This window comes from Pseudomonas uvaldensis (assembly GCF_021271205.1).
GTDB classification, from domain to species: domain Bacteria; phylum Pseudomonadota; class Gammaproteobacteria; order Pseudomonadales; family Pseudomonadaceae; genus Aquipseudomonas; species Aquipseudomonas uvaldensis.
In genome coordinates this window covers 1-14,504 of the sequence record NZ_JAIWKS010000022.1, presented here as the reverse complement: position 1 = coordinate 14,504, position 14,504 = coordinate 1, and the positions used below count along the sequence as shown (strand labels likewise).

Sequence of the window (14,504 nt, the reverse complement as noted above, 5' to 3'; positions counted from 1 at the left end):
CCCGTTGGGGCCGGCATCTGCTGCACCTGCTCGAAGCGATGCTGGACGACGCCAGCCAACCGCTGGCGACCCTGCCGTTGCTGGATGATGCGCAACGTCGACAGTTGCTGGAGACATTCAACCCAGCCCCTCTCGCCCTGGACGAAAGCCCGAGCCGCTTCCCCCATGCCGTCTTCGAAGCACAGGCAAGCCGTACGCCGGACGCCGTGGCGCTGGTCGGTGATGGACAGACCCTGAGCTACGCCGAGCTGAACGCCCAGGCCAACCGCGTGGCCCACGGCCTGATCGCCTTGGGCGTGCGGCCCGACGACACCGTCGGCCTCTGTGCGCGCCGCAGTCCGGAGACGGTCATCGGCCTGTTGGGTATCCTGAAAGCCGGTGCGGCCTACGTGCCCCTCGATCCTCAATACCCGGCGCAACGCCTGACCCACATGCTGGCCGACAGCGCACCCAAGGCGCTGGTCCATCAGCGAGGCCTCGACGCATTGCCGCTGCCCCATGGCCTGTCGACCCTGGAGCTGGGCAGCTCGGCGTTGCCGCAAAGCCCCACCCACAACCCAGAGGTGACGGACCTGAACTTCGGCCATCTGGCCTATGTGATCTACACCTCCGGCTCCACCGGGCTGCCCAAGGGCGTGATGGTCGAACATCGCGGCCTGCGCAACCTGCTGGACTGGTACCTCGACGACCTGGCGTTCCATGCCGGCGATGCGGTACTGCTGGCTTCGTCCTATAACTTCGACCTGACCCAGAAAAACATCCTCGCGCCACTGATGGTCGGTGCGTCCCTGCACCTGGCCGGAGAACCGTTCAACCCGACCGCCATCGTCGCGCAAATCACCGAGGCGGGCATCACGCACCTGAACATGTCCCCCAGCGCTTTCCACGCGCTGGTGGACGCCGACCGGCACGGGGCGATGGCCTGCCTGAAACGGGCGGTACTGGGAGGCGAACCGATCCAGGTCGCGATGCTGCAAAAAATGCCCGAGCCGCGGCCGGCGATCATCAACAGCTATGGCCCGACGGAGTGCAGCGACGTGGTCGCCTGGCATGCGCTGGAGGTCGATCCGGACACCTATCGGAACCGCTCGATCCCCATCGGCCGCCCCATCCGCAACATGCAACTGCATGTACTCGACAACCTCGGCCAATTGCTGCCGGTGGGCGTGCCCGGCGAGATCCACATTGGTGGCGTCGGCGTGGCGCGGGGTTATCTCAACCTGCAGCAACTCAGCGCCGAGCGCTTCATCGCCGACCCGTTCAATACCCAAGTCGATGGGCGCTTGTACAAGACCGGCGATATCGGCCGCTGGCTGGCCGACGGCACCCTGCAATACCTGGGACGTAACGATGACCAGGTGAAGATCCGCGGCTTGCGCGTGGAACTGGGCGAAATCGAAGCCGCCCTCGCCGCCCTCGACGGGGTCCGCGAAGCCGCCGTCATCGCCCGCGATCACCAGGCCGGCGGCAAACGCCTGGTGGCGTACCTGTGCGGCGAACCGGCGGCCGCTGAACAACTGCGCACCGAACTCCTGCGCCGACTGCCCGAGCACATGGTGCCCAGCGCCTTCGTGGTGCTGGATGCATTGCCGCTCACGCCCAATGGCAAGCTCGACCGCCGCGCCCTGCCCGAACCGGGCCAGGACGCCTACGCCAGCCGGACCTACGAGGCGCCGCAAGGCTCGGTGGAAGTGACCATCGCCGGGATCTGGCAGCAACTGCTGGGGCACGAGCGCATCGGGCGTCACGATGGTTTCTTCGAGCTCGGCGGACACTCGCTGATGGCGGTCAGCCTGATCGAGCGCCTGCGCGAACAGGGCCTCAACGCCGATGTGCGCAGCGTATTCAGCGCACCAACCCTGCGGGAGTTGGCCGTGGCCTTGAGCGATGCGAAGGATTCGGTGTTCCAGGCCCCGGCCAACCGCATTCCGGCCGATTGTCAGGCCCTGTCCCCGGACATGTTGCCCCTGGTGCACCTGACTTCGGAGCAACTCGAACGCCTCGTCGCCGCCGTACCCGGCGGTGCGGCCAACATCCAGGACATCTACCCCCTGGCACCGTTGCAACAGGGCATCCTGTTCCACCACTTGCTGGGGCACGAAGGCGATGCCTACCTGGTGCGCTCGATGCTCGAATTCGATGACCGCCAGCGCCTCGATGCCTTTATCGATGCCCTGCAACACGTGATCGACCGCCACGACATTCTGCGTACCTGTGTGCACTGGGATGGCCTGCCTCAGGCCGTCCAGGTGGTGCAACGTCATGCGCGGCTGCCGGTGCACAGTGTCACCCTCGACAACCATCAGGATCCCCTGAGCCAGCTCCAGGCTCTGAGCGACCCTCGACAGCTGCGCCTGGATCTGCGCCAGGCCCCGCTGATGCGTGCCTGCATCGCCCGTGATCCACACTCCGAACGTTGGCTGCTGGCGTTGCTCAATCACCATATGGCGAGCGACCACGTGACCCTGGAGATCGTCCTCGAAGAAATCCACGCGATGCTTCATGGACAAGGCGAAAGCCTCGGCACGCCGCAACCTTATCGCGACTTCATCGCCCAGACCCAGGCCGTCCCGGCTCAAGTACACGAGGCGTATTTCCGCCGCCGACTGGCCGATGTCGATGCGCCAACCGCGCCCTTCGATCTGCTTGAAGTACAAGGGGATGGCAACCACATCGAAGAAGCCAGTGTGCAACTGAGCGTCGAACTCAACCTGCGCCTGCGGGCCCAGGCCAGGGAACGGGGCATTACCCCGGCGACGCTGTGCCATGTGGCCTGGGCGCAAGTGCTGGCCCGTTGCACCGGGCGCGACGACGTCGTGTTCGGCACCGTGGTCGCCGGTCGCCTGCAAGGCTCGGCGGGCGCCGAACGGGCCCTGGGTGTGTTCATCAATACCTTGCCGGTACGCGTCCAACTGAATGCAGGCGGTGCCAATGAACAGGTGCTGGCCACCCACCGTGATCTGGTCGAACTGCTGAGCCATGAACAGGCGTCCCTGGCCCTGGCCCAACGTTGCAGTGGCGTGCCCAGTGCCTTGCCATTGTTCACCAGCCTGCTCAATTACAGGCACCAACGCGATGACAGCCAGTTGCAATGGCCGGGCCTGCGTATCCTGGGCAGCGCCGAGCGGACCAACTACCCGCTGACGCTGTCGGTGAATGATTATGGCGATGCCCTCGGGTTGACGGTGCAGAGTGTCCGGACAGTGGACCCGCAGCGCATCTGTGCGTTGATGCAACGCGCCCTGGAGCAACTGGCCCAGGCCTTGATGTACACGCCGCAGATTCCCCTCACGCAACTGGATGTCCTGCCTTCTCAGGAGCGCACCCTGCTGCTGGAGACTTTCAACCAGACCCAAGTGCATTACCCGACGCACCTGTGCATCCAGCAGTTGTTCGAGGACCAGGTGCGCAGGACTCCAGACGCCTGTGCGCTGCTCGACGGCCATCGACATCTGAGTTATGCCGAACTCAACGCCCAGGCCAATCGCGTGGCCCATCATCTAATGGTAGCGGGTGTGCAGCCGGGCGACCTGGTGGCGATCTGCGTCGAACGCGGCGCGGCGATGATCAGCGGTCTGCTGGGCATCCTCAAGGCCGGCGGCGCCTATGTGCCGCTGGATCCGACCTATCCGGCCGAGCGCCTGGCCTCGATTCTCGAGGACGCCCGGCCACGCTTGTTGCTGGCCGACCCGGTCGGTCGCGCCGCAGTGGGCAGGTTGCAGGAGGGCACCCGTTACCTGGCCCTGGAGCAGGCCCTGACCACGTCCAACAGCCGTGACCCGCAGCTGGACGGCTCGGGGCTGACCCCGACGCACCTGGCCTATGTGATCTACACCTCCGGCTCCACGGGCAAACCCAAAGGGGTGATGATCGAGCATCGCAACCTGGTGGCTTCGACGCTGGCCCGTGTCACGGTGTACGGCCCGGCGACCGACAAGCGCTTCCTGCTGCTGTCCTCGATTGCCTTCGACAGCTCGGTCGCCGGCATTTTCGGCACCCTGGTCAGCGGCGGTGCATTGTGCATCCCGGATGCCGAAACCGCCCGCGACCCCGAAGCCATCGCCCGCTTCATCGACGCACAGGCCGTGACCTCGCTGCTGTGCGTGCCTTCGCTGGGACGCCTGGTGCTGGCAAGCCTCGCCGCCGGAAACGGACATGGCAGCCTGAGGGAAATGATCGTCGCCGGGGAAGCCTGCCCTGCGCAGTTGGTGCAGGAATGCGCCGGCCTGGAACCGGCGATTACCCTGTACAACGAATACGGCCCCACCGAAGCCACCGTCTGGGCCACGGTGCACCGCTGCACCGCCCAGGACACCGGGACCGTGCCGATCGGGCGCGCTATTCCCAACAGTCGGCTGTACGTGCTCGACGAACAACGTCAACCGGTGCCGCTCGGCGTACCGGGCGAACTGTACGTAGGCGGCGCGGGTGTTGCCCGAGGCTACCTGGACCGCGCGCAACTCAACGCCGAACACTTCCTCGCCGATCCGTTCGGCCCAGGCGAAGAGGCGCGGATGTACCGCACCGGCGATCTGGTGCGCCTGCGCGCCGATGGCGTGCTCGAATTCCTGGGGCGCAACGACCAGCAAGTCAAGATCCGCGGTTTCCGTATCGAACCCGGTGAAATCGAAGCCTTGATGCTGACGTTGCCAGGTGTGCGCGAGGCCGCCGTCATCGCTCGCGAAGACACACCGGGGGCGGTACGCCTGGTGGCTTACCTGAGTGTCGAACCGCATCTGGCCGGTCGCAATGCCAGCAGCACGCTACGCCCCTACCTGACCTCGCAGTTGCCGGACTACATGGTGCCCGCGGCGTTCGTGGTGCTCGAACGGTTGCCATTGAGCCCCAACGGCAAACTGGACCGCCGCGCCCTGCCCGCGCCCCGCAGCGAAGACTTCGCCTTGCGCCAGTACGAAGCCCCCAACGGCGAGACCGAAGAACTGTTGGCGCAGATCTGGGCCGACCTGCTGGGCCTGGAGCGGATCGGCCGGCATGACGACTTCTTCGAACTCGGCGGTCATTCGCTGCTGGCGGTGCAAGTCACGCTGCGGGCACGGGAGACCTTCGCCGTAGAGCTACCGCTCAGGAGCGTCTTCGAACACCCGTCGCTGCTGGCATTGGCCGACCTGGTCACCACCTTGCAACTGGCGCAGTTCGAGTCGGATGAATTGATGGACCTGCAACAAGAAATGGCTTCGCTGTCTGAAAGCGAACTGCTCGCTATCGTCTCCAAGGATGCTTAACAATTGAACGAACATAACGATAGTCTCGACCAGTTGAAACGTGCCGCGCTCCTGCGTCTGCTCAAGCAACGCGGCGCCACACGGGTCATCGAAACGCCCCAGGACGACATCGCCCCCACGGACCGCGAGGGTCCGCTGGCGCTGTCCTTCGCCCAGCAACGGCTCTGGTTTCTCGATCAACTGGACCCGACGGCCAGCGCCGCCTATCACATACCCGCCTCCCTGGTACTGCGCGGCACCCTCGACCGGAGCGCGCTCAAGGCGGCCCTCGACCGTCTCGTGGCGCGGCATGAAAGCCTGCGCACCACCTTCCGTCGCGAGGGTGAGCACCCGGTGCAAGTCATAGCCGCGGCCGATTGCGGCTTCCACCTGGAAGAACATGACCTGCGCCACCTGCCCGTGGAACAGGCCGGGCATGAAGCACAGCGCCTGGCCGACAGCGAGGCGGCACAGCCATTCGACCTGCTGCATGGCCCCCTGATCCGCGGCAGCCTGTTGCGCCTGGCCGACGATGAGCACCGGTTGCTGATCACCCAGCACCACATCATCTCTGACGGCTGGTCCATCGGCCTGCTGGTCAAGGAATTCGCCGCGCTCTATGAAGCCTTCAGCAATGGGCAGGACGATCCGCTGCCACCGCTTGACCTGCAATATGCCGATTACGCCGCCTGGCAACGTCGCCATCTGGAAGGCGAGCGGCTCGAACAACAGGTGGAATTCTGGCGTGCCCAACTGGCAGGCGCCCCGGCCCTGCTGTCGCTGCCGACCGATCGGCCGCGCCCGGCGGTCCAGAGCTACCGGGGCGAAACCCTGGCATTCGACCTGTCTGCATCACTGTCCAGCGCTATCGTCCGGTTCGCCCAATCCCGCGCCGCGACCCCGTTCATGACCCTGATGGCTGCCTGGGCGATCTTGCTGGCGCGTGTGAGCGGCCAGCAGGATCTGGTGATCGGCACCGTCGCCGCCAACCGTGACCGCCAGGATGTGCAGTCGCTGATCGGCTTCTTCGTCAACACCCTGGCCCTGCGCATTCGCCTGGACGCCAACCCGACCCTCGACCAGGTGCTGCAACAGGTCAAGCAATTGATGCTGGATGCCTCCAGCCGCCAGGACACGCCGTTCGAACTGGTGGTCGAGGCCCTCAAGCCGCCGCGCAGCGCCAGCTACAGCCCGGTGTTCCAGACCATGCTCTACACCAACGCCGGGGGAGCCGGCGGCCAGTTGCACCTGCCGGGCCTGGACCTGGAGTTCCTGCCGTCGCGCAAGGACAACACCCAACACGATCTATCCCTGCACATCGACGAAGGCGGCCCTGGCCTGTCGTGCAGCCTGTCGTATTCCACCGCGCTGTTCGATGCCTCCACCGTCGAACGCCTGGCGGCGCGTTTCGAACGCCTGCTGCGCTGCTTCACCGAAGCACCGGACACCCGCATCGGCGCATTGGAACTGGACCCGGCGCTGGCCTTGCCGCCCGTCACCGCATTGAAGCCTGTGCCGCAGCCCATGCCACTGTCCTACCACCAGGAACGGCTCTGGTTCGTCGACACCTTCGAAACCGGTTACCTGTACGACGCCAATCCGGTCTACCACAACATTCCGTTGCTGCTGGAGCTGACAGGCGAGCTCAATCAATCGGCCTTGCAGACCGCTCTCGACGGCCTGCTGGCCCGTCATGAGATCCTGCGCTGTCGGGTGTCGAGCGATGACGGCGCCACGGCCTGGCAACGTTTCGACACCCAGGCTCGCCTGGCCCTGGAAGTGATCCAGGATACGTCGAGCGAGCCGGCAACCCGAGCCCTGGCCGAGACACGGCGGCCCTTGACCATGGACGCGCTGGTACGCGCCACACTGGTGCGAGCCGATGAGCGCCACGCCGTCCTGGCGATTGCGGTGCATCACTTGCTGGCCGACCGTACCTCGATGCAGTTGCTCAAGCGTGACCTGCTGGCCCTCTACGAAGCCGCCTGCGCCGAACGCAGTGCCGAGTTGCCGGCGTTGCCGCTGGGCTACGCCGATTTCGCCGCCTGGCAACGCCAACTGCCGGCCGCAGTGCTGGAGAACCTGCGGGCCTATTGGACCTATCAGTTACGCGGCAAACTGCAAGCCCTGGAGCTGCCCCTCAACCGTCCACGGATGGCCGTGCATGTGTTCGCCGAAGCGACTCACGACTTCAGGATCGAACCGGCGCTGGCACGCCGTCTCGAAGCCCTGGCCCGGGACGTCGGCGTGAGCGCCGACAGTCTCGCCCTGAGTGCCTTCACCGCCCTGCTGCGCCGTTACGCCGGGCACGACGAACTGGTGATCGGCACCACGGCGGCCTGCCGTGAACCGGCCTTGGATGACGTCGTCGGTCCGCTGGACAACCTGCTGGTCATGCGCGGCTTCTGCGCTGGCGACACCACCCTGCAACAGCTCTGGGAACAGACCGCCGACAACCTGACCCAGGGCCTGCGCCATCGCCATATGCAGTTCGACCAGTTGGTGCTGGCTCTCAATCCAGCCAAGGACATGAGCCGCACCGCGCTGTTCGACGTGCTGTTCAACTTCCAGCGCAGCAGCGACACCCAGCCTCCGGTCGCCGGGCTGGCGATCAACACGCTGGAAACCAACCTGGGTTACGGCAAGAATGACCTGCACCTGCTGGTGTCGGCCGGTGAACAGCATTGGTCCGGGCACCTGGTCTACAACGCCGAATTCTTCGATGCCGGCTTCATCCAGCAACTGATGCGTCATTACGTGCGCCTGCTGCAAGCCTTTGTCGAAGATGCTCACCAGCGCGTCGATGACGTCCAACTGCTGGACGCGGCCGAGCGCCAGCGGCAGATCATCGATTTCAACGACAGCGAAGCGGCCTGGCCCGACACCCTGACGTTGCAACAGATATTCGAGGAGCAGGCCCGCCAGGCGCCTGACCGCATTGCCGTCAACCTCGGCCAGGAGCAACTGAGCTATCGCCAGCTCAACGAACAGGCCAACCGCCTCGCGCACCGTTTGCGCGCCGCAGGGGTGCGTCCTCAGGAACTGGTGGCCATCACTCTCGAGCGCTCGATGCAGATGATCGTCGCCACCCTGGCGGTGCTCAAGGCCGGCGGCGCCTATGTGCCCATCGACCCGGCCTCGCCCCAGGAGCGCATCGCCTATGTGCTGCGCGACTGCGGCGCACGCAAGGCCATCGCGCGCCCGGGCATGGCCCCGGCGTTGCAGGCACTGGATATCGAGGTCTTCGATCCGACCCTCGGCAACGTTGACGCCAGCATCGTCAACCCACCCAACGTCAACGCCCCGGACCACCTCTGCTATGTGATCTACACCTCCGGTTCCACCGGTGAACCCAAGGGTGCGCTGCTCGAACACCGCAACGTGGTGCGACTGCTGCACAACAGCCGGCCGGATTTCCAGTTCGGTGCCGACGACGTCTGGTCGCTGTTCCACTCTAACGCCTTCGACTTCTCGGTCTGGGAGATCTTCGGTGCGCTGCTCTTCGGTGCACGCCTGACCCTGGTTCCCGACGCTCTGCGCCGTGATCCGACAGCCTTGCTGGGTTTTCTTGAAAGCGAACAGGTGACGGTGCTGAACCAGACCCCATCGGCGTTCCATCAGCTCAGCGCCGCCGCCCTGGCGACACCGGATGTGCGCCTGGAACGGCTGCGATACGTGATCTTCGGTGGCGAAAGCCTGGAGCTGGGCAAGCTCGACGCCTTCCATCGCGCCTTCGGCCATGTGGCGCTGGTGAACATGTACGGCATCACCGAAACCTGTGTCCACGTCACCTACAAGGCCATCGACGCAGCGGACATCGCCGCCGGCATTTCCAACGTCGGCCGGCCGATTCCCACCACCGTGGCCTATGTGCTCGATGCTCGCCAGCGCCTGCTGCCGGTGGGTGTGGCCGGAGAGATTTGCGTCGGCGGGCTGGGGGTCGGCCGTGGCTACCTGAACCGTCCGGCACTGACCGCCGAACGCTTCATTGCCGACCCGTTCCGTCCCGGCGAGCGCTTGTATCGCTCCGGCGACCTGGGCAAATTGCTGGACAACGGCGAGATCGTGCACCTGGGCCGTATGGACGCCCAAGTGAAGATCCGCGGCTTCCGCATCGAGCTGGGTGAGATCGAAGCCAAACTGCTGGCGTGCGAAGGTGTGCGTGAAGCGCGGGTGCTGACCCGCGATGACGCCAGCCAGGGCAAGCGCCTGATTGCCTACCTCATTCCTCGCCCGGGCGTCGTCCTGGAAGTGGCGGCCCTGCGCAAACAATTGGGCGCCACCCTGCCCGACTACATGATCCCGATGGCCTTCGTCAGCCTTCACGCGTATCCGCTGACGGCCAACGGCAAACTGGATCAGGATGCCCTGCCCGCACCGGACCTGGATGCCATGTCCGAGCGCGGCTATGTCGCTCCCGAAGGCGCCACCGAAATCGCCCTGGCACAGATCTACCAGGAGTTGTTGGGTCTTGAGCGCGTCGGCCGCCGCGACAGTTTCTTCGAGCTGGGCGGGCATTCGCTGCTGGCGGCGCAATTGGTTTCCCGGGTGCGTCAGCAGTTGGGCGGTGACCTGATGCTGCGCGAGCTGTTCAGCCATCCCACCGTGGAGGAACTGGCGCGGGTCGTGGGCAACCTGCATGTCGCCGAGACCGACATCATCGGTCTGGCCGACCGTAACAAACCGCTGGCGCTGTCTTTCGCCCAGCAACGGCTGTGGTTCCTCGACCAGCTCGACACCGGCGCGGGCAGCGCTTATCACATGCCGGCGGCATTGCTGCTGCGGGGCGACCTCGACCGTGTCGCTCTCAAGGCGGCGCTGGATCGCCTGGTGGCGCGGCACGAAAGCCTGCGCACCACCTTCGAGCGCCGTGGCGAACAGCCTGTGCAGATCATTGCCCCGGCAGACTGCGGCTTCGTACTGGCCGAACAGGATTTGCGGTCGCTGCCCTACGAGCAGGCCAGCCTCAGCGCGTCGCGCATCGGCAACAGCGAGGCCCTGGCCCCGTTCGACCTCAGCCGGGGCCCACTGATTCGCGGCCGCCTGCTGCGCCTGTCCGATGACGAACACATCCTGCTGATCACCCAGCACCACATCATCTCCGACGGCTGGTCGGTCGGCGTCCTGGTCAGGGAACTGGCCGCCCTTTATCGGGCGTTCAGCCAGCAGCAGCCCGATCCCCTGCCGGCGCTGCCGATCCAATACGCCGATTACGCGGCCTGGCAGCACCAGGCCCTCAAGGGCGAGCGTCTCGACCGCCAGGCCGACTTCTGGCGTGAGCACCTCAAGGGGGCGCCGGCGCTATTGTCCTTGCCAACCGACCGTCCACGTCCGGCGACGCAAAGCTACCGGGGTGGCGACGTTCCGGTGGAGATCCCTGCAGCGTTGCGCGAACGCCTGGAGCGCTTCTGCCAGGCCCACAATGTCACCCTGTTCATGGCGCTGCTCAGCGCCTGGTCGGTGCTCATGGCCCGTCTGGGCAACGAGCGCGACGTGGTCATCGGCGTGCCGACGGCCAACCGCAGCCGCACCGAGACAGAGAACCTGATCGGCTTCTTCGTCAACACCCTGGCCCTGCGGGTCGACCTGACGCAGGACCCGAGCGTAGTCCAACTGCTGGAACAGGTCCGGCAGACCACCCTGGCTGCTCACGAACATCAGGACATTCCGTTCGAGCAAGTCATCGAAGCCGTGCAGCCGCCCCGTTCCCTGAGCCATAACCCGCTCTGCCAGGTGGCCCTGTCCCTGGACAACACCCCTGGCGGCGGCGAGTTGAGCCTGCCCGGCCTGACCCTGGCACCAGTGGCCCAGGCTCATGAAACCTCGCAATTCGACCTGATGCTGACACTGGGCAACGACGGCGGCACGCTGGCCGGGGTGATCGAATACGCCAGCGACCTCTTCGATCGCGCCACCGTGGAACGCTTCGCCCAGCATTTCCTGACGCTGCTGCAAGCCATGGTGGCGGATGCCGAACAATCGGTGCTGAGCTTGCCCTTGCTCACTCCTGCGCAGTGTCTGGCGTCGCCGGCGGCACTGGCACCCAAGGCGGTATTCAAGCCCGAACGCCTGGTTCATCAGCGCTTCGAACAAATCGCCGCGGCCCACCCCCAGCGCACGGCCCTGGTCTTCGACGAAACGGAGCTGAGCTACCAGGCCCTCAACCGTCGGGCCAACCGCATCGCCCGGACGCTGATCGCCGAAGGCGTAAGACCCGATGACCGGGTGGCAATCCTGGCCCGTCGCGGCGTGGAAATGGTCTGCGCCGTGTTGGCGGTGCTCAAGGCGGGCGCGGCCTACGTACCGCTGGACCCGGCCTACCCTGCCGAACGCCTCGGCTACTTGCTGGACGACAGTGCCCCGGTGGCCCTGCTGGCCCAACCCGCCTGCCTCGACGCCCTGCCCGAGCACCGGGTGCCGGTGGTGAGCCTGGAGGACTACACCCCGGCCGATGACCTCGACGACGCCCTGGATCTGGATCCGCAAGCCGACGCCCTTGGCCTGACATCCCGGCACTTGGCCTACGTCATCTACACCTCGGGTTCCACCGGGCTGCCCAAAGGCGTGTTGGTAGAGCATGGCAACGTCGCCCGGCTGTTCGACGCCACCGCCGAGCTGTTCAGCTTCGGCAGCGACGACGTGTGGACGCTGTTCCATTCCTTTGCGTTCGATTTCTCGGTCTGGGAGATCTGGGGCGCGCTGACCTACGGCGGCAAGTTGGTGGTGGTGCCCAGCGACATCGCCCGTTCGCCGGATGACTTCTACGCGTTGGTCTGCCAGCAGCAGGTCACCGTGCTGAATCAGACGCCGAGCGCCTTCCGCCAGTTCATCGAGGCCCGTGAGCGCAGCGACCGGGAGCACGGCCTGCGGGAGGTGATTTTCGGTGGCGAAGCCCTGGATTTCCGCAGCCTGCGCCCCTGGACGGCCCGCACGCCGCTGTCCCGGACCCGCCTGGTCAACATGTACGGGATCACTGAGATCACCGTGCACGCCACGTATTACCCGGTCAGCCAACAGGAAATCGATACCGGCGCGCCAAGCCTGATCGGACCGCCACTGCCGGACTTGTGCCTGCGTATTCTCGATAACCACGGGCAACCGGTGCCGGTAGGCGTCAATGGCGAGATCTACATCGGCGGCGCCGGTGTGGCCCGGCATTACCTCAATCGCGACGAGCTCAATACCGAGCGGTTCATCCAGGATCCGTTCGCCGTCGAGCCGGGCGCGCGCCTGTATCGCACCGGCGATATCGCCCGTTATCGCGCCGACGGTGGCGTGGTGTACGTGGGTCGTAACGACTCGCAGATCAAGATCCGCGGTTTCCGCATCGAGCTGGGGGAAATCGAAGCCCAATTGCTGGCCTGCGCCGAAGTCCGCGAGGCGCTGGTGATCGTCCGCGAAGACTCGCCGGGCGACAAGCGCCTGGTGGCGTACCTGATTGCCCATGAAGGCGTCGTCCCCGAGTCGTCGGCCCTGCGCAGCCAATTGGCGAGCGTGCTGGCCGAGCATATGCTGCCCAGCGCCTTCGTGACCCTGGCCGCCTGGCCGCTGACCACCAACGGCAAACTGGATCGCAACGCCTTGCCGGCGCCTGATGCGTCCGCCGCCGCAAGCCACCACTACGAGGCCCCGCTGGGAGCCGTCGAGATGACACTGGCGAATGCCTGGCAGGAGTTGCTGGGGGTTGAACGGGTCGGTCGCCAGGACCATTTCTTCGAACTGGGCGGCCACTCGTTCCTGGTCATCAGCCTGATCGAGCGCCTGCGCCAGGCCGGCCTGCAACTGGACGTGCGCACGGTATTCTCCGCCCCGACACTCAAGGCCATGGCCGCCGTGCTCGCCGGCGGCGATAGCGCCCAGCGGGTCGTCCCGGCGAACCTGATTCCCGCAGACTGCACGGCCATCGAGCCGCAGATGCTGCCGCTGGTGACCCTCAGCCAGCAGGAAATCGAGCAGATCGTCGCCGATGTCCCAGGTGGCGCCAGCAATGTACAGGACATCTACCCGCTGTCGTCGTTGCAGGAAGGCATCCTGTTCCACCACCTCTTGCAGTCCGAAGGCGACGCCTACCTGATGCGCACCGTGGTGACCTTCAAGCGTCGCCAGTTGCTCGATGACTTCCTGGCCGCCGTGCAGGTGGTGATCGATCGCCACGATATCCTGCGCACGGCCCTGCGCTGGCAGGGGCTGCCGCAGCCGGTGCAGGTGGTCCATCGCCAGGCGCAATTACCCGTGGTGACCCTGGAGTGCTTGCCTGGCGAAGATGCCTTGCAGGTCTTGCGTGACCATACGGACACCCATCACCTGCGACTCGATCTGCAACGGGCACCGCTGATCGCGGCCTACATCATCCATGACGCGCCTCGGGAACAGTGGTTGCTGGCACTGCTCGACCATCACCTGGTCAGCGATAACGTCACCCTGCGCCTGATCATGCTGGAGATCCAGGCGGTCCTGGCCGGCCAGGCCGACAGCCTGCCGCCGTCCCAGCCTTACCGTAATTTCATTGCCCAGGCCGCCAGCGTGTCCCAGGCGGAGCATGAGGCCTACTTCCGCCGCCTGCTGGCCGACGTCGACTCCACCACCGCGCCCTACGGTGTGCTGGACGTACGGGGCAACGGCGCCGGGATCAAGCGTGCGGTCCAACACCTGGGCGACGAACTCAGTGCCCGGGTGCATCGTACCGCGCGCCAGCAAGGGGTACCGACGTCGGTGCTGTTCCATGCCGCCTGGGGCCTGGTGGTGGCCGCGACCAGTGGCCGCAACGACGGAATTTTCGGTACGGTGCTGTCGGGCCGTTCCCAAGGCACCGCCGGTGCCGACCACGCCTTGGGGATGTTCATCAATACCCTGCCGATGCGCATTCGCTTGCAGCAGAACACCGTTCGCGACATTGTCCAGGATGCCTACCAGCAACTCAGTGAACTGCTGACCCACGAACAGGCCTCCCTGGCCCTGGCCCAGCGTTGCAGCGCGGTGGACGCCTCGCTGCCGCTGTTCACGGTGATCCTCAACTGCCGGCATGGCGACCTGGTGAATGCATCCGGGGAAAACGTCGAGGACATGGGCGAGCATGAAGGCATGCACTTCATCGCGTCGGAAACCCGGACCAACTACCCGATCGAAATTGCCGTGGCGAACGTGGGCAACGGGTTTTCCCTGACCGCCCAGTCCATCACCGGCATCGCCCCGCAGCGCATTGCCGCCTACCTCGGCCAGGCCGTGGCTGCCCTGGTGGAGGCCCTGGAGCAGGCGCCGGAACGCCTCGCCAGCAGCCTGGAG

At 65.7% G+C, this 14,504-nt stretch carries 2 protein-coding genes; both read left to right on the top strand.

Annotation, left to right across the window (positions count from 1 at the left end):
* On the top strand, positions 1-5,243 hold a 5,243-nt coding region (locus LCU97_RS26370; RefSeq protein ID WP_232778195.1), incomplete at its 5' end, for a non-ribosomal peptide synthetase.
* Between the two features lie 3 nt (positions 5,244-5,246).
* Positions 5,247-14,504, top strand: a 9,258-nt coding sequence (locus LCU97_RS26365; protein ID WP_232778194.1) for a non-ribosomal peptide synthetase, incomplete at its 3' end; no start/stop codon positions are given.